This is a genomic window from Streptomyces sp. SID3212, from assembly GCF_009865405.1.
Taxonomy (GTDB): domain Bacteria; phylum Actinomycetota; class Actinomycetes; order Streptomycetales; family Streptomycetaceae; genus Streptomyces.
The window spans coordinates 1-19,503 of the sequence record NZ_WWJY01000728.1; the positions used below are offsets into that span (position 1 = coordinate 1).

At 71.8% G+C, this 19,503-nt stretch carries 20 protein-coding genes and 1 other RNA gene; 12 read left to right on the plus strand and 9 right to left on the minus strand.

Annotated elements, in window-relative coordinates:
- The coding region (locus GT042_RS21985) for a hypothetical protein (protein ID WP_202533412.1) at window positions 1-1,005 on the minus strand (1,005 nt) is incomplete at its 3' end.
- A 207-nt stretch (window positions 1,006-1,212) separates the two neighbouring features.
- Between GT042_RS21985 and GT042_RS21990 the strand changes: the two genes are divergently transcribed.
- The 6 genes from GT042_RS21990 to GT042_RS22015 all read left to right on the plus strand — a co-directional run bounded on the left by GT042_RS21990 (window position 1,213) and on the right by GT042_RS22015 (window position 7,147).
- Window positions 1,213-2,277, plus strand: a complete 1,065-nt coding sequence (locus GT042_RS21990; RefSeq protein ID WP_161310464.1) for an iron-siderophore ABC transporter substrate-binding protein — start codon at window positions 1,213-1,215, stop codon at window positions 2,275-2,277.
- A 185-nt stretch (window positions 2,278-2,462) separates the two neighbouring features.
- Window positions 2,463-3,299, plus strand: a complete 837-nt coding sequence (locus tag GT042_RS21995; RefSeq protein ID WP_161310448.1) for a Nif3-like dinuclear metal center hexameric protein — start codon at window positions 2,463-2,465, stop codon at window positions 3,297-3,299.
- The gene (locus GT042_RS22000) at window positions 3,296-4,039 is read left to right on the plus strand and encodes a C4-type zinc ribbon domain-containing protein (protein ID WP_237531053.1); all 744 of its coding nucleotides are present in this window, start codon (window positions 3,296-3,298) and stop codon (window positions 4,037-4,039) included. The genes GT042_RS21995 and GT042_RS22000 overlap by 4 nt, the downstream gene beginning before the upstream one ends.
- Before the next feature lie 3 nt (window positions 4,040-4,042).
- Window positions 4,043-5,320, plus strand: coding sequence for a bifunctional RNase H/acid phosphatase (locus GT042_RS22005; protein WP_161310449.1), 1,278 nt, complete (start codon window positions 4,043-4,045; stop codon window positions 5,318-5,320).
- Window positions 5,321-5,411: 91 nt separating this feature from the next.
- Window positions 5,412-6,152, plus strand: coding sequence for a 3-oxoacyl-ACP reductase family protein (locus tag GT042_RS22010; protein ID WP_161310450.1), 741 nt, complete (start codon window positions 5,412-5,414; stop codon window positions 6,150-6,152).
- 128 nt (window positions 6,153-6,280) lie between these two features.
- On the plus strand, window positions 6,281-7,147 hold the full coding sequence (locus tag GT042_RS22015) for a GNAT family N-acetyltransferase (protein ID WP_161310451.1): 867 nt from the start codon (window positions 6,281-6,283) through the stop codon (window positions 7,145-7,147).
- A 107-nt stretch (window positions 7,148-7,254) separates the two neighbouring features.
- Here GT042_RS22015 and GT042_RS22020 read toward each other — a convergent pair whose 3' ends face one another.
- From GT042_RS22020 to GT042_RS22035, 4 genes are all read right to left on the minus strand, one after another.
- Window positions 7,255-7,884 (minus strand): bifunctional 4-hydroxy-2-oxoglutarate aldolase/2-dehydro-3-deoxy-phosphogluconate aldolase, encoded by a 630-nt coding sequence (locus tag GT042_RS22020; protein WP_161310452.1) that lies wholly within the window; start codon window positions 7,882-7,884, stop codon window positions 7,255-7,257.
- Window positions 7,885-7,972: 88 nt separating this feature from the next.
- A complete protein-coding gene (gene yaaA, locus GT042_RS22025) occupies window positions 7,973-8,779 on the minus strand; it encodes a peroxide stress protein YaaA (protein ID WP_161310453.1) in 807 nt (268 codons plus the stop codon).
- Window positions 8,780-8,891: 112 nt separating this feature from the next.
- Window positions 8,892-9,497 (minus strand): hypothetical protein, encoded by a 606-nt coding sequence (locus tag GT042_RS22030; protein WP_345943860.1) that lies wholly within the window; start codon window positions 9,495-9,497, stop codon window positions 8,892-8,894.
- 149 nt (window positions 9,498-9,646) lie between these two features.
- Window positions 9,647-10,399, minus strand: coding sequence for a MerR family transcriptional regulator (locus tag GT042_RS22035; RefSeq protein WP_161310454.1), 753 nt, complete (start codon window positions 10,397-10,399; stop codon window positions 9,647-9,649).
- An 85-nt stretch (window positions 10,400-10,484) separates the two neighbouring features.
- Here GT042_RS22035 and rnpB point away from each other — a divergent pair.
- An RNA gene (gene rnpB / locus GT042_RS22040) (RNase P RNA component class A) lies at window positions 10,485-10,888 on the plus strand.
- Window positions 10,889-11,006: 118 nt separating this feature from the next.
- A complete protein-coding gene (locus tag GT042_RS22045) occupies window positions 11,007-11,624 on the plus strand; it encodes a TOPRIM nucleotidyl transferase/hydrolase domain-containing protein (protein WP_161310455.1) in 618 nt (205 codons plus the stop codon).
- 41 nt (window positions 11,625-11,665) lie between these two features.
- Here the strand turns inward: GT042_RS22045 and GT042_RS22050 are convergent, their stop codons facing one another.
- A complete protein-coding gene (locus tag GT042_RS22050) occupies window positions 11,666-12,040 on the minus strand; it encodes a cupin domain-containing protein (protein ID WP_161310456.1) in 375 nt (124 codons plus the stop codon).
- Window positions 12,041-12,112: 72 nt separating this feature from the next.
- Here GT042_RS22050 and GT042_RS22055 point away from each other — a divergent pair, with 72 nt between their 5' ends.
- Entirely contained in the window at window positions 12,113-12,550 is a 438-nt protein-coding gene (locus GT042_RS22055) for a MarR family winged helix-turn-helix transcriptional regulator (protein WP_161310457.1), read from the plus strand.
- On the opposite strand, the gene GT042_RS22060 is transcribed toward GT042_RS22055, so the two are convergent.
- The gene (locus tag GT042_RS22060) at window positions 12,489-13,358 is read right to left on the minus strand and encodes an ATP-binding cassette domain-containing protein (RefSeq protein WP_161310458.1); all 870 of its coding nucleotides are present in this window, start codon (window positions 13,356-13,358) and stop codon (window positions 12,489-12,491) included. The genes GT042_RS22055 and GT042_RS22060 overlap by 62 nt on opposite strands.
- Complete coding sequence (locus GT042_RS22065) at window positions 13,355-14,026, minus strand: FCD domain-containing protein (protein ID WP_161310459.1); 672 nt, start codon at window positions 14,024-14,026, stop codon at window positions 13,355-13,357. The genes GT042_RS22060 and GT042_RS22065 overlap by 4 nt, the downstream gene beginning before the upstream one ends.
- Window positions 14,027-14,594: 568 nt before the next feature.
- Between GT042_RS22065 and GT042_RS22070 the strand changes: the two genes are divergently transcribed.
- From GT042_RS22070 to GT042_RS22080, 3 genes are all read left to right on the plus strand, one after another.
- A complete protein-coding gene (locus GT042_RS22070) occupies window positions 14,595-16,493 on the plus strand; it encodes an FHA domain-containing protein (RefSeq protein ID WP_161310460.1) in 1,899 nt (632 codons plus the stop codon).
- A 307-nt stretch (window positions 16,494-16,800) separates the two neighbouring features.
- Entirely contained in the window at window positions 16,801-17,247 is a 447-nt protein-coding gene (locus tag GT042_RS22075; RefSeq protein ID WP_161310461.1) for an SRPBCC family protein, read from the plus strand.
- Between the two features lie 131 nt (window positions 17,248-17,378).
- A complete protein-coding gene (locus tag GT042_RS22080; RefSeq protein ID WP_161310462.1) occupies window positions 17,379-18,377 on the plus strand; it encodes an aldo/keto reductase in 999 nt (332 codons plus the stop codon).
- Between the two features lie 8 nt (window positions 18,378-18,385).
- Here GT042_RS22080 and GT042_RS22085 read toward each other — a convergent pair whose 3' ends face one another.
- Window positions 18,386-19,312: a PhzF family phenazine biosynthesis isomerase gene (locus GT042_RS22085; RefSeq protein WP_161310463.1), complete on the minus strand. Its 927-nt coding sequence runs from the start codon at window positions 19,310-19,312 to the stop codon at window positions 18,386-18,388.
- Window positions 19,313-19,503 lie beyond the last annotated feature (191 nt).

Consider the following 19,503-nt stretch of genomic DNA (forward strand, 5'->3'; position numbering starts at 1 on the left):
CACCCCGCACGGGACCGCCGCCGTCGCGTACGGGAGCCGCAGCCCGCCGTCCGGGGTCCACAGCCCCGCCCCCGCCACCCACCCCTCAGGGGCCGCCCGTTGATGCAGTTGACGCCCAGCCGGGCGCCACACGCCCAGCCAGCTGCCCGCCGCCCCGTCGATCCGCAGCGCCACCGCGCAGCTCTCGGGCATGAGTACCTGCCCCGGCTGTACGGCGAACGGGGTCACCGCGCAGTCCGCCAGCCGCAGGCAGTCGGGGAAGCGCGCCGGCAGCTCGCTGCCCCACACCCCCCAGCCCAGCCGGTCGTGGCCCGCCGCGTCCGACCGGATCAGCAGCAGCCCGCTGTCGGGATCCGCGAGCACCAGCCGGTCGTTGCTCTCCTCGGTGATCCGGAGCAACTCCGTGACCTCACCGCCCCGTTCGAGGTCGACGGCCACGGCCTTCACCACGCCGTCCCGCTCCCGGTCGAGGGCGAGGAACCGTCCCGTACGGTCCAGCCAGACGCCCCCCGAGCAGTGGCCGGCCACCTCCGCGACCCGCTCGGGGCCGGACGTGCCGCCCGCCACCTGCCAGACCGTCGTCGTACGGGCCCCCGCCCGCAGGGCGTGGACGCGGCGGCCGTCCGGCGACGGCGGCAGGACCGTCAGCTCCCCGGCGTCGGGGCCCTCGTCGTACGCGAGGAAACCCAGGGGCAGTTGGCCCGTTCCGGGGCCCGTCGGGTACAGCAGCGAGAAGTCGTGCCGGTCCGCCACGCGGCGCCGTACCAGCACCCGTCCGTCGGTCAGCGGGACCACGTCCGTGTCCGGCTCCTCCGGCTGGTCGAGGGGGAGCGGCACGGCGTAGGGCTCGTGCCCGTCCAGCGTCCAGCGCTCCGCGAACCACGCGTCGGCCCCGCCCCTCCCGAGCGCAAGCCGGGCGGCGTAGGTGCCGTCCGCCGTGATCGCGAACGGGTTGCGCCGCACCGCTCCGTCCTCCGTCGCCTTCTCGATGGCACAGAACGTCATCGGTTGGTCACCTCCGGCGACGAAGCTAGCCATCGCACTTCCTGCCGAACAACGCGAGAACCGCCTCTTCATACATAAGGGTGGCGATGGGGGGATTCGCCTGAGATGGAGGGGGTGGTTGTGCTGTCGGCGGTCGCGATGGATAAGGTAAGGCTCGCCTAAGCGAATCGTTTTCTCTCCCCCTGGAGCACGCAGATGTCCGTACGACTGTCCGTGCGACGCCGTGGCGCAGCCGCCGTGGTCGCTCTCGCCGCCGCCCTCACCCTCGCGGCGTGCGGCGGCGGTTCCTCCGACACGTCCTCGGGCAGCGGGTCCGGCGCCGGGGCCGGACGCGGGGCCAAGGCCGACGCCGCCGGCAAGGCCGCCGTCGCCACCGGCGGCGAGGACTTCGCCGGCGCGGCGAAGAAGACCGCGGCCTTCGGGACGGACGCCAAGCCGGGGGAGTTCCCGCGCACGATCACCCACGCGATGGGTACGACCGTGATCAAGGCGCGCCCCCAGCGGGTGGTCGTGCTGGACGTGGGTGAATTCGACAACGTTGTCTCGCTCGGCATCGAGCCGGTCGGCTGGGCGGCCACCCAGCCCGGCGACAAACTGCCCGCCTACCTCGTGAAGCAGGCTGGTAACCCCAAGAGCGTCGGCACGATCAGCGGCCTCAACCTGGAGGCCATCGCGGCCCTCAAGCCCGATCTCATCCTGGGCAGCCAGCTGCGCGCGGCGGACAAGTACGACGAACTGGCCAAGATCGCCCCGACGGTCTTCTCCATCCGGCCCGGCTTCACCTGGAAGGAGAACTACCTCCTCAACGCCAAGGCGCTCGACAAACTGGCCGAGGCCCAGGCCAAGCTGGCCGACTACGAGAAGAGGGTCGCGGCGCTCGACACGGCCCTCGGCACCGACAGGCCCACCATCTCGATGGTCCGCTTCCGCCCGGGACAGCTGCGGCTGTACGCGGAGAGCTCGTTCATCGGCACGATCCTCAAGGACGCCGGACTCCCGAGGCCCAAGAACCAGCAGATCCAGGACCTCGCGGTCGAGATCAGTCCCGAGAAGATCGACGACGCCGACGCCGACTGGATCTTCTGGGCCACCTTCGGCGACCCGTCGAAGACCGACGAGGCGGCGGCGACCTCCAGCCCGCTGTGGAAGAACCTCGCGGCGGTCAAGAGCGGCCATGTCGAGAACGTCGACGACGAGACGTGGTACCTGGGCCTCGGCGTCACGGCGGCGGACCTGGTCCTGGACGACCTGCGGGGCTACCTCGCCAAGTGATCGCGGGTGACTCCGCGTACGGCTCCGCAGGGCGACTCCGCGGTACGACTCGTGCGGTACGGCTCCCCGGGCGACTCGCTCGGTACGACCCACGCGGTACGGCTCCGCGGGGCGTCCCACGGCGTGGCCGGTGGGCCCTCCCACGGCACGTTCGGCGGGGCACGGCGGGCAGGTAGCCTTTCCCCGTGCCCCGACTGTCCGAAGTCCTCGCCTCGCTCGACACCCTCTGGCCCCCCGAGCGTGCCGAGCAGTGGGATGCCGTCGGCACGGTCTGCGGTGACCCCGACGCGTCCGTGACCCGGGTCCTGTTCGCGGTCGACCCCGTCCAGGACATCGTCGAAGAGGCGGTGAAGCTGGGCGCCGAGCTGATCGTCACGCACCACCCGCTCTATCTGCGCGGTACGACGACGGTCGCGGCGTCCACCTTCAAGGGTCGTGTCGTCCACACCCTCATCCGGCACGACATCGCCCTGCACGTCGCGCACACCAACGCCGACAGCGCCGACCCCGGCGTCTCCGACGCCCTCGCGGGCGCGCTGGACCTGCGGATCGTACGACCCCTCGTACCGGACCCGACCGACCCGGCGGGCCGCCGGGGCCTCGGCCGGGTCTGCGAACTCGACCGGCCCGCCACCCTGCGCGACTTCGCCGCGCGCGTCGCCCACCGGCTGCCCGCCACCGCGCAGGGCATCAGGATCGCCGGCGACCCGGATGCGCTCGTCCGTACCGTCGCCGTCAGCGGCGGCTCGGGCGACAGCCTCTTCGACCAGGTCAGAGCCGCGGGTGTGGACGTGTTCCTCACCGCCGACCTGCGCCACCACCCGGTCTCGGAGGCCACCCACCACTCGCCGCTGGGACTGGTCGACGCCGCGCACTGGGCCACCGAATGGCCCTGGTGCGAGCAGGCCGCCGCCCAGCTCGACGAGATCTCCGACCGCAACGGCTGGGACCTGCGGGTCCACGTCTCGAAGACGGTCACCGACCCCTGGTCCGCCCACCTCTCCTCAGGAGCCCCCAACTGAACGCCGACCCCGCCGACCAGATCCGCCTCCTCGACGTCCAGGCCCTCGACCTGCGGCTGTCGCAGCTCGACCACAAGCGTGGCTCGCTGCCCGAGCACGCCGAGATCGAGTCGCTCACCAAGGACCTCGCCCAGCTGAAGGACCTGCTCGTCGCCTCGCAGACCGAGGAGAGCGACACCGCCCGCGAGCAGACCAAGGCCGAGCAGGACGTCGACCAGGTGCGCCAGCGCGCCGTACGCGACCAGCAGCGCCTCGACTCCGGCACGGTCAGCTCGTCCAAGGACCTGGAGAGCCTCCAGCGCGAGATCGTCTCGCTCGCCAAGCGGCAGGGAGACCTGGAGGACGTCGTCCTCGAAGTGATGGAGCGCCGCGAGTCCGCGCAGGAGCGGGTCGCCGAGCTGACGGAACGTGTCTCCTCCGTCCAGGCCAGGACCGACGACGCGATCGTGCGCCGCGACGCGGCCACGGAGGGGCTGGACGCCGAGGCGGCGACGGTCACCAAGGAGCGCGAGGTCGTCGCCGGGACGCTCCCCGCCGACCTCCTCAAGCTGTACGAGAAGCTGCGCACCCAGCAGGGCGGGGTGGGCGCGGCCCGCCTCTACCGGCGGCGCTGCGAGGGCTGCCAGCTGGAGCTCAACATCACCGAGGTGAACGAGGTCAAGGCAGCCCCGCGCGACGCGGTGTGGCGCTGCGAGAACTGCCGCCGGATCCTGGTCCGTACCGCAGATTCGGGCCTCTAGCCCATGACAGTGCCGACGACAGGAACCACCCCGCCCCCCGCACCCACCTTCTACGTGGAGGCGGACGGCGGCTCGCGGGGCAATCCGGGGCCCGCCGGTTACGGTGCGGTGGTCCTCGACCCCCGGACCGGCGAAGCACTCGCGGAGGCGGCCGAGTACGTGGGCGTCGCGACGAACAACGTCGCCGAGTACAAGGGCCTGATCGCGGGGCTCACGGCGGCGAAGGCGCTCGACCCGGAGGCCCGGGTGCATGTCCGGATGGACTCCAAGCTGGTCGTCGAGCAGATGACGGGCCGCTGGAAGATCAAGCACCCGGACATGAGGCCGCTGGCGGCGGAGGCGGCGCGGATCCTGCCGGCGGACCGGGTGACGTACGAGTGGATCCCGCGCGAGAAGAACAAGCACGCGGACCGGCTGGCGAACGAGGCGATGGACGCGGGCAAGCAGGGCAGGCAGTGGGACGCGTCGGCGTCGACGGCGGCGCTGGACGCGGGGGCCGCGTCCGGGGGTGAGCCGGTGGAGGCACCTGTTGCCGCCCCGGCGGACGCCGAGAAGCCGGAGCCGGGGAAGTCCGTGGTCGAGCCAGAAAGGCCCGAGAGGTCCGGGACGGCCGAGAAGGACGACACGTCCACCGGCTGGGGCGGATCCGCCGACCTCGGGCCGCCCGCGACCTTCGTCCTCCTCCGGCACGGCGAGACGGCGCTCACCCCGAGCAAGCGTTTCTCCGGCAGCGGGGGCACGGACCCGGAGCTGTCGCCGGCCGGCCGCCGCCAGGCGGAGGCCGCGGCAGCCGCGTTCGCCGCGCGCGGCACGATCCAGGACATCGTCTCGTCACCTCTGCTGCGCTGCCGCGAGACCGCGCAGGCGGCGGCGGACCGGCTGGGCCTGGAGGTCGTGATCGAGGACGACCTGCGCGAGACGGACTTCGGGGCGTGGGAGGGGATGTCGTTCGCGGAGGTACGGGAGCGGTACCCCGACGACCTCGCCGCGTGGCTCAGCTCACCGAAAGTGGCCCCCACGGGCGGCGGCGAGAGCTTCGCGACGGTGGGCCGCCGGGTCGCGACGGCCCGCGACCGCCTCCTCGACCGGTACGCGGGCCGTACGGTCCTGGTCGTCACCCACGTGACACCGGTGAAGGAACTGGTACGACTGGCCCTCGGCGCACCGCCCGAGTCACTGTTCCGGATGGAACTCTCGGCGGCGTCGGTGTCGGTCGTGGCGTACTACGCGGACGGCAACGCGTCGTTGAGACTCCTGAACGACACGTCGCACCTGCGCTGAGGGCGGCCCGCCGGGAGTGGGGCGGGAGGTGATGGAACGTCATGACGGTTTACCGCCAGACAGGTTGCCCTCCAGCGATCACGCTGGAGCCATGAACAAGAGCAGAGGAAAAGTAGCCCTGGTCACCGGCGGCAGCCGTGGCATCGGCGCGGCGGTGGCGTTGCGGCTCGCGCGGGAAGGCGCCGATGTGGTGCTCACCTATGAGCGGGACGCGGAGAGCGCGGCCGAGGTGGTCGGTCAGATCGAGGCGGAGGGCCGTCGGGGCCTTGCGATCCTGGCTGACAGCGCCGACGTCGCCGCGGTGATCGGGGCCGTGGACGAGACAGCGGCGACGTTCGGTGGCCTCGACATACTCGTCAACAACGCGGGCGTGTTCCTGGTCGGACCCGCGGAGGATCTCGGGCCGTCGGAGTTCGACCGCACCATGGCAGTGAACGTGCGGGCGCCGTACGTGGCCTCGCAGGCAGCGGCCCGGCACATGGGCGACGGGGGACGCATCGTCAGCATCGGCAGCAACGTGGCCGAGCGGACGGTGTTTCCCGGGTTCAGCCTGTACGCGACGAGCAAGACCGCGCTCATCGGCATGACCAAGGGCCTGGCGCGCGATCTGGGGCCGCGAGGCATCACCGTCAACCTCGTTCACCCGGGGCCGACCGATACGGATGCCAACCCTGCCGACGGGCCCAACGCGGACATGATCCGCGGGCTGACCGCACTGGGGCACTACGCCGAGCCGGACGACATCGCCGCCACTGTCACCTACTTGACCGGCGTCGACGCCCGCTACATCACCGGTACGACGATCAGCGTCGACGGAGGCTTCGCCATCTAGAAGTTGACGAACCTCTCGGCAGGTCGCTGGGACAAGGCCGTAGGACAGCCCTGACCGAGCCCGCTGCCGCTGTCGGCCGGAGCGAAAACCGGATGCCGGGGCGGCCGGGGGCGTACCACCATGTGGCCATGGCCTGGGAACTGACGGACGACGTCGAGGTGTTCCGGCGCGAGGCGGGTGCGTACCTCGCGCGGGACGCGGCGCGTAACACCGTGCTGCTGACGGTGAGCGAGTTGCTGCGCCACGGCTCGGCCGCCGCCGCGGCGGGCACCGCTCCCGCCGCGCCCGCCCGCTTCGGGTGGTGGCGGGAGCGGGCGGAGGAGGGGGTGTCGGGCGCGTTTGTGCAGACGCCGCCGCGTCCGCCGGTCCTTGGACCCATGCGCCCCGGCGCCGCGTCGGCGCTGGCCCGCGTGTTGCGTGCGAGCGGCGGCCCTGTCACCGGTGTCCAGGGTGGTACGGACGCCGCGCGGGCGTTCGCCGAGGAGTGGGCGGCGGCTCCGGCGGCGAGCACGACCGGCCTCCGGCTGTTCCGGCTGGGGGAGTTGACGCCGCCCAGCCCCGCGCCCGAGGGCCGGGCCCGGTACGCCACGGGCGACGACGTCCCGCTCGCGGTGGAGTGGGTGAACGCGTTCGCGGACGAGATCGGCGAACCCTCGGGGACGGACCACTCGGCCGCGACCGCCCAACGTGTCGCGGACGGCCGCCTGTTGTTCTGGGAGGTCGCCGGCGAACCGGTGTCCTTGGCGGCGGCCTCTCTCCTCGTGGCGGGCCAGGTCCGGGTCGGCCCCGTCTACACCCCCGCCGCACACCGCGGCCACGGCTACGCGGCCGCGGCAACGGCGGCTGTCAGCAGGGCCGCACGCGAGGCGGGCGCGCAGGAGGTCCTGCTCTTCACGGACACGGCAAACCTGACGAGCAACGCCCTGTACGAACGCCTGGGTTACCGCGCCCTGGAGGACTCCGTCGTACTGCACTTCGCCCATCCCGGCGAGTAGGACGCCAATCCCAGCCGCTCCGGGGCAATTCAAGCCCGTCCGGCGATTGAGGACATCAGTAACCCGCACCGGCCCCCGACCACCCCGCCGCACCCGGACCACACAACTCAGACGCGCCGCGTCACCCGCAACGTAGAGGCCTCCCGGGCCAACCCCTCCACCCGCCCCCAGTCCTTCCCCGCCAGCGCGTCCGGCGGGATCATCCACGTACCACCGACACACCCCACATTCGGCAGCGCCAGATATTCCGGCGCCGACTCCGCCGTGATGCCGCCCGTCGGGCAGAACCGGACCTGCGGGAGCGGACTGCTCAGGGACTTGAGGTACGCGGTGCCGCCCGCCGCCTCCGCCGGGAAGAACTTCATCTCCGTCACCCCGTACTCCAGCAGCGCCACCACCTCCGACGCCGTCGACACCCCCGGCAGGAACGGCACACCGAACTCCCGCGTCGCGTCCAGCAGCGTCGACGTCCACCCGGGGCTCACCAGGAAACGCGCGCCCGCCGCCACCGATTCGGCCACCCCGGCGGGGGTGATGACCGTGCCCGCCCCGATCACCGCGTCCGGCACCTCCGCGGCTATCGCGCGGATCGCGTCCAGCGCGGCCGGTGTCCTGAGCGTCACCTCGATCGCGGGCAGCCCGCCCGCGACGAGCGCACGGGCGAGAGGGACGGCGTCGGCGGCGTCGTGGAGGACCACCACGGGGATGACGGGGGCGAGGTCGAGCAGGGAGGTCATGGCGTCATCCTGCCCCTCGTACGCACACCACGCAACGAGCGTTGCACACCACGCAACGGACGCGGCCGGGCCTCCGCGGACCCTCCCCTCAGTGGATCTCTCTGACCACCACGTCCAGCGCCCACGTCCGCCCCGCCCCCGCCGGAGCCGTCGCCTCCACCACGTACCCCAGGTCCCGCAGCGTCTCCACCAGCTTCGCGGGCGTCCTGGGCCGGGCCCCGGCCGTCAGCAGGTCCCGGACCAGTCGGCCCTTCGTCGCCTTGTTGAAGTGGCTGACCACGGACCTCTTCTCGACCCCGGTCGCCTCGTCGATCTGCGCGTGGAGCACCCGTACCGTCGCCGTACGCCCGGCGAGCGCGCCCTCCGGCTTCCACGCCGCCGCGTACGCGGACGAACGCAGGTCCAGCACCATCCCGTCGCCCGCCGCCTCGGGCAGGACGGACCGCATGGGCGTCCGCCAGTACGTGCCGAGCGCGCCGAGGCCCGGCAGCCTGACCCCCATGGCGCAGCGGTACGGGGGGATGCGGTCGCCGATCCGTACGGCACCCCACAGCCCGGAGAAGACCAGCAGCGACTTCCCGGCGCGGCGCTTCGCGGCGGTGTCGAGGGTGGCGAGGCCGAGGGCGTCGTACAGCACGCCGGTGTACAGCTCCCCGGCCGGACGCGCGCCGGCCGTCCGCAGTCCGACGTTCTTCGCGATCTCGCCGCGCAGCCCCTCGGTGAGGCCGAGCACGTCACGCGCCTTGTCCTCGTCGGCCGCGCACAGCTCCACCAGCTCGTCCAGTACGGCGGCCCTGGCCCCGGCGAGACCCGGCAGCGACAGGGACTCCGGCTTCAGCGGCGTGCCGCGCCCGGCGGCGGCCTTGCCTTCGGACGGGGGGAGCAGCACGAGCACGGTGGTTCTCCTTCGGGGACGTACGGGACGGGGCGCCCCGCCCGCCAGGGTAGGCGACGCTCCGAAGCCACCCGGCCCACGCCCGCCCGGCCCACGCCCCCGGCTCCCGCGGTCACGGCCGCGTGGCGCGGAGCACCCGTACCAGCTCCTCGGCCTCGTCCGCGTGGAAGCGGACGACCTGGGCCCGGCCGGTTCGCCCGAGGGGCCGTACGAACGTGACCGGCTCGGTCAGCTCCACTCGTACGGACGTCTGGCTGCCGACCACGAGGTCCAGCACGCTTCCGTCGTCGCCCTGGCCCTCCGACGGGGTGAACTGGACCAACCCCCCGCTCGGATAGCGCCGCTCCACCCGCACCGAGGCGATCTGTTCGCCGGCGATCAGGAGGTCGAAGAGCGCGCCGTACCGGATCCTCAACGACCCGTCCGCGCCCGCGACATGGGGCCGGGTCACGCACCCGGCATGCAGGGCGAGCACGGCCAGCACGGTGTAGACGTCGAGGACGAGCATGATCCGGTGCACCAGGGGCCACGGCGTGAGCAGGACGGTCAGGACCACGGTCTCGACGACCGAGACGAAGAGGAGCCCGTACATCATCGCGGTCTGCGGGCCGGTGTACGCGGCGGCGTGGTCGCCCTCGCGTACCCCGTGCGTGCGGCGCGCGACCCAACGGGCCAGGCTGCCGACGCCCCGTACCTCGTGCATCAACAGCCGCCGCACGGACGGCGGTAGAGACGCCGGGACCGACCCGAGAACGGCTCCCCACACCCCACGAGCCCCGACGCCGGAACGCCCCGCCACCCCGTCGTACCCCCACCGGACCTTCACGTGGTCCCCTCTCCCTCCGCGCGTCCAGATCCCCGTCACCCTCACCCTCCCCGGCCCCGCGTTCGCACCCGCTCGGTCAGCGTCTCCATGATTCGGCGGACGACCTCCGCCTGGCCGGGCGGGAAGTCGGCCAGCAGGGCGGCGCCGAAGCCCGCGTCCATCGGATCCCCCTCCACCGGCATCGCGTCGATCACCGTGTCGGGCACGGCCGCCGAGATCGCCGCGGCCAGCGGCGGGATCCGCGGATCGTCGCGCGGCGCCTCGGCCAGGTCGTCCAACCGCCGGTAGAGCGCGAGCACTTCGGTGTCGTGCGTCAGGGGATGAAGGGCCTCGTACACGCGCCGGTCGCCGCTCGCGGTGTCGAAGAGCGTGAGCAGTTCCCGGTCCTTCGCGGCCATGGGGGAGTCCGTGGCCGGGAGCGTCCCGAGCAGCCGCGCCAACGCGGGCGACACCGGCCCGACGCCGCCGGACAGCGGGCCCGCCCTCAGCTCGGCGAGCCTGGCGCGCCGCTCCTGGATCGCCCGCTCCTCCCGGGCCAGATCGGCGTCCAGCTCCGCGAGCACCTCGGCCAGCTCACGCCCGGCGTCGTCGGCGAGCACGTCCCGTACCTCGTCCAGACCGAGCCCCAGCTCGGTGAGCCGGCGGATCCGGGCGAGCAGGACGGCGTCCCGTACCGAATACTCACGGTAACCGTTGGCCCGGCGCCCGGGCTCGGGCAGCAGGCCCCGGTGGTGGTAGTGCCGTACCGCCCGCGGGGTGACCCCGACCAGCGCGGCGATCTCTCCGATCCGCATACGCCCAGTAGAAACGTTGACGCCGCGACAAGGTCAAGCGTGCGGGGGCGACCGCCACACCGGGTAACATGGTCGACACGGCAGACGAGCCGGGCGGACGGCCGCGTCAAGATCTCCGATCTTGCCGAGGAACGTCCGGGCTCCACAGGGCAGGGTGATGGCTAACGGCCACCCGGGGTGACCCGCGGGACAGTGCCACAGAAAACAAACCGCCGGGAGTTTCGGCCCCCGGTAAGGGTGAAACGGTGGTGTAAGAGACCACCAGTGCCCAGGGCGACCTGGGCAGCTAGGTAAACCCCACCCGGAGCAAGGTCAAGAGGGGTCTCCGTCGAACGAGACCCTGCGCGGACGCTCGAGGGCTGCCCGCCCGATGTCCGCGGGTAGACCGCACGAGGCCGGCGGCAACGCCGGCCCTAGATGGATGGCCGTCTCCCCGGCCGCCGCGAGGCAACCGGGCGACAGAACCCGGCGTACAGCCCGACTCGTCTGCCACTCAGGGCCCCCGACCAGCGAATGTCCTGGTCAAGGGCCCTTCTTGGTATCCAGCGGATCTCGTGGCCGTGGAAATTGCCTGTCGTCGGGGGCCGGATGGGCGGAGACTCGTGGCGTGGCTGACATGGGGATGTTCCGGGACGCGGTTCGCGCGTGGGATGTGGGGGGTTCCGGGGAGCCGGCGCGGGAGTTGGCCGGGGCGGTGGGGGTTCGGGTTGTCGTTCTGGTGGAAGGGCCCAGCGATGAGGCCGCGGTGAGTGCGTTGGCCGCGCGGCGTGGTCGGGATCTGGGCCGCCAAGGTGTTTGTGTGCTGGCCATGGGGGGTGCCATGAGTGTGGGGCGGTTTGCTCAGCTCCTTGGGCCGCCCGGGCTTGGGTTGCGGCTCGTGGGGTTGTGCGACGAGGCGGAAGTCTTGTTCTATGCCCGGGGGTTGGAGCGGGCCGGTGCGGCTCCGGAGGAGTTTTTCGTTTGTGCGGCTGATCTGGAGGATGAAGTGATCCGTGCCCTGGGGACGGATCGGGTGGCCGAACTGGTCGAGGCCGAGGGCGATCTGCGTGCCCTCCAGACCTTCCTGCGTCAGCCCGCGCAGCAGGGCCGTACCTCAACACAGCAGTTGCGGCGCTTCCTCGGGACGAAGAAGGGGCGCAAGATTCAGTACGGCCGCGTCCTGGTCGAGGCCTTGGACCTCGACCGCGTACCCGCCCCGCTCGACGGGCTTCTCGCGAGCCTCTGACCGGTGGGGTGAGCCGTTTCCCTGCCGGTCCGCGTTCTCGGTCAGTGGGCCCACGGGGGTGTGATCGTGGTGCCGTCCGTCAGGCGGGTCGTGAGTCCGGTGCGTGTGGTGACCCACATGTGGGTGGGGTCGTCCGTGGTGTTGGCGACCGCCACCTCGGAGCCCGCCGGAGCCACCGCCGCGTCGCCCGCGCCGAGTTCGGCCGTTTCGGCGTCGATGGTGAGGCGGAGGCGGCCGGACAGGATGTAGAACGTCTCCTCCTCGCTGATCACATGGGCCGGGGCCACCGTCCCCGCCGCGACCTCGCCGCGCCAGGCGGCCAGGTCCTGGCTGCCCGTACCGGGGCGGACGTACGAAACGAACCGGACGCCGTGGATCTCGTGCACGACGGCCTCGTCGCTACGGATGAAAGGCATGGGGGTGCTCCTCCTCATGGGCAAGCGGCTTGTCCATATAGACAAGCTGATTGACGAGTTATAGTCAAGCCCATGGATGACGCGCTCGCCTTCTCCGGCCTCGTACTCGCCCTCTCCGGACAGCTGGTGCAGGAGATCCACGCGCGCGTGTCCCAGCGGGGATTCGAGGATCTGCGGCCGGCGCACGGCTTCGCCTTCGTCCGCATCTCGCGGGGCGGCGCCACCACCGCCGACCTGGCCGAGCACCTCGGGGTGACCAAGCAGGCCGCCGCCCAGTCCGTCGAGGAACTGGTCCGCAAGGGGTACGTCGTCCGGCGCCCCCACCCCCACGACGCCCGGGCCCGCCTGCTGGAGCTGACCGAGACCGGGTGGGCCGCCACCCGGGCCGCCGATCAGGCCGCCCGGGAGGCCGTCGCGCCCTGGCGGGCGGCGCTGGGCGAGGCGCGCTTCAGCGAGCTGGTCGCCGACCTGGTCCGGATCGCCCCACCGGGACCGATCCGCCCCACCTGACCGCCCGCGCGGCCCATCTGCCGTCCTCGTGCCGGACGTTGATGGGGTGGTGGAAGGCCGCCGAGACGTTCTCCGTCGTCACGACCGACTCCACCGCGCCCGAGGCGACCACCCGACCGTCGTCGATGAGGAGGGCGTGGGTGGTCGAGGTCGGCAGTTCTTCGAGGTGGTGGGTGACCAGGATCGACGCGAGGGTGGGATGGGTGCTGTCGAGCAGGTCGATCGTTTCGAGGAGCTGTTCGCGGGCCGCCACGTCCAGGCCCGTCGACGGTTCGTCCAGGAGGAGCAGGCGCGGGTCGCACACGAGGGCGCGGGCGATCAGGACCCGCCCGCGTTCCCCCTGCGACAGGGTGGGCCACTTCGCGTCCGTACGGCCCGCCAGGCCCAGGGTGTCGATGAGGTAGTCGGCCGCGTCCAGGTCACCGGGCCCGGGTCGCCACCTCGGCGGGCTCTCGATCGACCCCGTGAGACCCGTCAGGACCACCTCGCGGACGGTCAGCGGGGACCGCAACGGGTGGCGCGGGTTCACGTGGCCGATCGCACGGCGCAGCGCTTGCAGCTCGACCCGGCCCAGCCGGCCGCCCAGGACATGGACCGTTCCGGACGTCGGGTGCGTGACCGCGCCGCAGAAGCCCAGCACGGTGCTCTTCCCGGCGCCGTTCGGGCCGAGGAGAGCCCAGTGTTCCCCCTCGCGCACGGCGAAGCTGATGCCGTGCAGGATCTCCTTGCCCTCGCGCCGGAACGTCACGTCGTCCAGCTCCACCACCGGGACATGCCCGGGCCTCGCCGCCTCCGTCGCCTCTGTCACGCGAACGCCTCCTTCAGAGCGGTCAGATGCGAGCGGCTCGACTCCGTGGCCGCCCGCGGGTCGCGGTCCGCGACGGCCCGTACCAGCGCCTCGTGCATCGCGTGATCGGCCTCCTCGGAGGCGAGAGGCCGCAGCCTGAGCATGTCGATCATCGCGGTGCGTACGCGCGGGACGAACCCGTCGAAGAGTTCGGTCAGGACGTCGTTGTGGGCCGCCAGCACCACCGTGCGGTGGAATGCCATGTCCGCGTCGACGTGGGCGTCGATGCTCCGGCCGTCCGTACGGCGCTCCCGCAGCGCCCGTCGCATCGTGCGCAGGTCGGCCGGGGTGCGGCGCGCGGCTGCGAGGCCGGCGGCCTCGGCCTCGATCGCGATCCTGGCCTCGATCACCGACACGATCGACGCGTGCCGCAGGACGGCCTCGCGGTCCTCGGGCACGTCGAGCGCGGTGACGTACACCCCGGAGCCCTGACGGGAGTCGAGGATCCCTTTGCCGGACAGCTCACGGATCGCCTCGCGCAGGGTCGAGCGCCCGACGCCGAGCTGGGTCGCGAGGGTCGTCTCGCCGGGCAGCTTGTGCCCGAGCGGCCACTCGCCCGCCCGGAGACGCTCCAGCAGGACGTCGGCGACCTGGGCCGCCAGGGGGTGGCGGCGGATGGGTGACGGCATCGACGGCTCCTCCGCTTGTCTGAGGAGTTATACCATCCTCGGCTGTCATTCCCGTCCCTCCTTCCGATGCCCTTCCGCCCTCCGTACGACCGGAGCGATTCAGGCCCTCCTGGGGCAATAATGGCGTGTGTTCGATTGCCCCTCAGCGAGCCCTCTCGGACGCGGGGCCGGGCCGTGAGCGGTGAGGCGGAGGCGGGGGAAGTGACGGGTGAACGCGACGGGCGCGGATCTCGTGTGTCCGGGAGGCGGTACGACCCTGCGCGGGCCGGACCGGACCGGTCCTGACGGCTCGCCACGCGCGGGCGCTGACATGGCCTCAGGACCGGCCGGGCCGGGGGCTATGCTGCCGACTGGCTGGAGGCCCTGGCGCATGCGCTGAACAGGGACGACCCGGCTCCGAAGCGGAATCAGATCATGCGGGGGGACCTGGCCGGCCCGTTACGTGACGCCCCGCCCGGCGCGGCTCGGAGGCGACGGGCGCCCCTCGATCCCAGCCGTCCCTCGGACCGATCCGAGCAGTTCCACCATCCCTCTTTACGAACTCTACGAACCATAGAAGGAGTCACCTGTGCCACCCGAAATAGTTGGGCGTGAAGGTGCTCTCGCCGGACGACGCTTCCCGGTCGGCGAACAGCCGATCACCTTCGGGCGCAAGGGCGACAACAGCGTGGTCATCACGGGCGGCAGCGCTTCCCGCTTCCACGCCGAAGTGATCCGCGAGGCCGACGGCTACGTCCTGCACGACCGGGGGAGCAGCAACGGCACCCTGGTCAACGGGAAGCGCGTGACCTCCCACGTGCTGCGGCCCGGCGACCTGATCAAGATCGGCGACGAGACGTTCTGTTTCGAGGTCGCCGACGCCATGGAGACGATCATGGATCTCTCCCTGATCGAGTCGCTCATCGCCTCCACCCCGGCCGTCGAACCTGGCCCGGTCCTCAAGGTCACGATCGCGGGCGGCGGACCGGTCGGACTGAGCCTCGCCCTGCTGCTGGAGCACTTCCTCGGCTCCCAGGTGGCCATCACGGTGTACGACGGCCGCTGGGTCCAGGAGGACGAGCGGATCGTATGGAAGAACCAGGGCCAGGGGAACGTACGGCGGCAGCAGGTCGTCACGGTCCAGAGCCGCCAGTACCTGAATCTCCCCGAAGAGATCCAGGCGCGCCTTTTCACCCCCGAGGCGTATTCCGAGATGTGGCCCGCCGGCCCGGATTCGATTCGCGGATTCAATCCCCGGAACATCCGGATCGCGCACGTCGAGGACAAACTGCTCGAAATAGCGAACGAGAAATCCGAGCACATCACCCTCGTTCCCGCGAAATTCGATCCGACCGAGCAGCACGACAGCCTCGTCAAGGACCATGTGCTCGCCATCTGCGAGGGCGGCCGGTCCCGGACGCGTGAGCATTTCACGTCCAAATTCGGCAACGCCGACACGTCGATCTATTCGCTGGACGGCCACCACGTCCAGGACGTCGTGCTGGGCCTGCGGGTGAAGTCCGACCTGACCGACCCCATGACCGTCCTGCTCACCGTCGCCCAGAACCGCTTCCTGCTGAACGCCCTGCGCGGAGAGGGCTTCCTGAACATGCGCCTCACCGACGCGGAGGCCAAGGAAGTGGTCGGCATCGACCCCGTCCGGCACGTCTTCGAGGACTGCATCGCCTCGCGCCCCTGTGTGATGGGCCGCGACGAGGACGGCGACTTCCACTGCTCCACCCACGGCACGCTGTTCCTGCCCGCGCTGGTCAGGGGCTCGGCGCTGTGGAAGCGGGTGACGGAGGGACTGGCGCTCTTCGCCATCTCCGAGGGGAACCTCAGCGCCGTCACCGCGTTCCGGCTGGACATGGTGCAGCGCCCGCGCTTCACCGCCCACCTGTACTCGGCGACGTCGACCACTCCGGGAACGTACGGATTCCTCCTCGGCGACGCCGCCAACGCGATCCACTTCTGGCCGGGGCGCGGGCTCAACAGCGGCCTGGCGTCAGCCATTTCGCTGGCGCGCTCGCTGAAGAACAGCTGGAAGGGGAGGCCCTTCCGCGACGCCGACTTCGTACGCCACGAAGCGGCCATGTCGATGCTCCAGTACCGGCACAAGAGCCGCGCCTGGAAGGCGATGGTGACCACCGACGAGGACGGGATCACCTCCGCGATCAAGGACAAGATCGCGCAGAGCATCGCGGCGGCGGAGAGCGCGGAGGCGGCGGACGGCCTGGACAAGGAAGCCGACATCGAGGCGCTGATGGACCAACTGCGCGCGATCCGCGACCGCTTGGCGCCGCGCATTCCCGGCATGCCCGACGACACGGTCCTGAAGGACCACCTGCGCACGATGAAGAGCTCTACGCTGCGGACCCTGCTGGAGAGCGGGGCGTGGGACACGATGATCGTCGGAGGCGAAGAGGTCGACATCGACATCTTCTACCGGGAGGACTCCCCGGTCGCGGCGAAGAAGACTCTGCCGTAAATGGGCGGAAGGTAAAAGGCGGGGCCAAAAGGCGAAAGCGAGGGACTGGAGCATGGGGCTGAAACGGAGAACGTAAGCCCAGAACGGAAGCACGTGGCCCGGTTTCACCCGCCGGGCCGTACCGTACGGGCTCCGGCATCCCTTACGGGAAGGGGCCCGGGCGGCGTGTCGGCCGTTTCGGGTGGTGGGGGAGGGTGTGGACCCGCGAGAATGGGGGGTACGGCACCGGCCCGCTCCCGCGGGCTGCCGTTCACGCCGGGCCGGGGTCTTTTCCGCCCCACGTTGCTTGAGCGACTTAGGAGTGATCATGGCTGGACAGTTCGAGGCGACCACGGAGATCGACCGTCCCATCGAGGAGGTCTTCGCGTTCCTTGCCGACGGTACGAACGACCCGAAGTTCAGCCCCCGGGTGCAGCAGATCGTGAAGTCCCCGGAGGGCGCCACCGGGGTCGACACGGTCTTCCTCAGCACGGTCAAGGACGCCGGGATGACAACAAAGCGGGAATTCCGCATCAGGGAGCTGGTGGCCCCCACCCGGATCCGCTGGACCGAGACCTCCAAGAACACCGTCACGGCCACCGAGGGCGGCTACGACCTGGAGTCCATCGAGGGCGGCAGGACGCGGGTGCGGATCTACAACGTGCTGGAGGGGCACGGCATCGGCAAGCTCCTCGTCGGTGTCGCGCTGAGCTCGGCCCGTAAGGACGCGCCGGCCTTCGCCCAGCGGATCAAGGCGGCGGTCGAGGGGGCCTGAGCCCGCGCGGGCGGCGGCCGGGCGGCCCAGGCCACGTCCCGGCCTTCCCCGCGCCCCGGACTCCCTACGCCCCGGCCTTCCTTCCCCATGCCCTGGACTTCGCCCGCACTCCACCTCGTACGCTCCCCTTCATGGAAGCGACAGCGATACAGACCAGGCCGCTGGGACGCGGCGGGATCACCGTCAGCGCACTCGGTTTCGGCTGCTGGGCCATCGGCGGCGAGTGGCAGGACGGCCAGGGCAATCCGCTCGGCTGGGGCGCGGTGGACGACGACGAGTCCGTCGCCGCAGTCCACCGGGCGCTCGACCTCGGTATCACCTTCTTCGACACCGCGGACGTGTACGGTGCCGGGCACAGCGAACGGGTCCTCGGCCGGGCGCTGCGGGGCCGGCGCGACGAGGTCGTGATCGCGACCAAGTGGGGCAACGTCTTCGACGAGTCCACCAAGACCGTGACCGGCAGCGACACTTCGCCCGCCTTCGCGCGTCAGGCGCTGACGGCGTCGCTGCGGAGGCTCGGCACGGATCGCGTCGACCTGTTCCAACTGCACCTGTCGGACGCCCCGTTGGCGCAGGCCGCCGAACTGCGGGACGCGTGCGAGGAGTTCGTACGGGAAGGGCTGATCCGCGCGTACGCGTGGAGCACCGACGATCCCGAGCGCGCGGCGCTCTTCGCGGACGGGCCGCATTGCACGGCCGTGCAGCACGCGTGCAACGTCCTCCTGGACGCCCCCGCGATGCTCGCCCTCTGCGAGGAGCGCGACCTCGCGAGCGTCAACCGCAGCCCCCTCGCGATGGGGCTGCTCACCGAGAAGTACCGCACCGGCGGCCGGGGCGGGGCCGGTGACATCCGCGCGGTGCCGCCGGCGTGGCTCCAGTGGTTCGGTGAGGGCGGGGTGCCGGTGCCGGAGTGGTCGGCGCGGGTGGAGGCCGTACGGGAGATCCTCACCAGCGGGGGCCGCACGCTCGCACAGGGCGCGCTGTCCTGGCTGTGGGCGCGCAGCCCCCGCACCGTACCGATACCGGGCTTCCGGTCGGTGGCCCAGGCGGAGGAGAACGCGGGGGCGCTGGCGTACGGTCCTTTGGAGGAAGGGCAGTTGACGGAGATCGCGGAACTGTTGGCGGCGTAGGCGGCTACCTACTCGGCGTCTTTGTTCGTGTGGTCGGCCCGTGCCCCGTCGTCGGCCCCGGTCTCACCGGGGATCAGGGCGCCCGTGCCGCCCACCCGGACGCGCGCGTCGCCCGCCCGCAGCTCCACCGTCAGCACGCCGGGCCGGCCCATGTCGGCGCCCTGGTGCAGGGTGAGGGTCGCCGCGTCCGGTACGACGCCCAACTCCCGTGCGTACGCCCCGAACGCCGCAGCGGCGGCGCCGGTCGCCGGGTCCTCCACGACGCCGCCGACGGGGAACGGGTCCCTCACGTGGAACACGTCCGCCGACTCGCGCCACACGAGCTGAACGGTCGTCAGGTCGAGGCGCCGCATCAGCTTTTCGAGGCGGTCGAAGTCGTACGCCAGGTCCGCGAGGCGGGCGCGGGTCGCGGCGCCGAGCACGAGGTGGCGGGCGCCGGCGAAGGCGATACGGGGCGGCAGGGCGGGGTCGAGATCGGCGGCCGGCCAGTCGAGCGCGGCGAGGGCCTCCTCGACGTCGGCGTCGGCCACGTCCGTGACGTACGGCTCGACGCTGGTCAGCGTGGCGCGCAAGGTTCCGTCCGGCGTACGGGTGACCGTGACCGGCACGGTGCCGGCCCGGGTCGCGAACACGAGGTCCCCGGGGCCGATGCGGTCGGCGAGGGCCACGGCGGTGGCGACGGTGGCGTGGCCGCAGAACGGTACTTCGGCGCGGGGGCTGAAGTACCGGACGGTGTAGGCGCGTCCGGGCTCGCCGAGGCCGTCGGGCGGGGCGGACAGGAACGCGGTCTCGCTGTAGCCGAGGTCTTTCGCGAGGGCGAGCATGTCGGTGTCGGCGAGGTGGGCGGCGTCGAGGACCACGCCGGCGGGGTTGCCTCCGGCGGGGTCGGCGGAGAAGGCGGTGTACCGGAGCGGGGTGGTGGTGTGGTCGGGCATGTCCGGTCAACACGGTTGCCCTTGCCGGGCATTCCGGGGGGCCGGGCGGTGTCCGTCGCGGCGCGCCTTGTCGTTCCGTCCCCCCTCTTTCCTCCCCCGCGCCTTCGCGCACGCCCCGTATGACGCGGTGCGCCCCGTCGGGGAGGGGTTGCCCCTAGTGTGTCCTCAATCGCCGGACGGGCTTGGTTGTG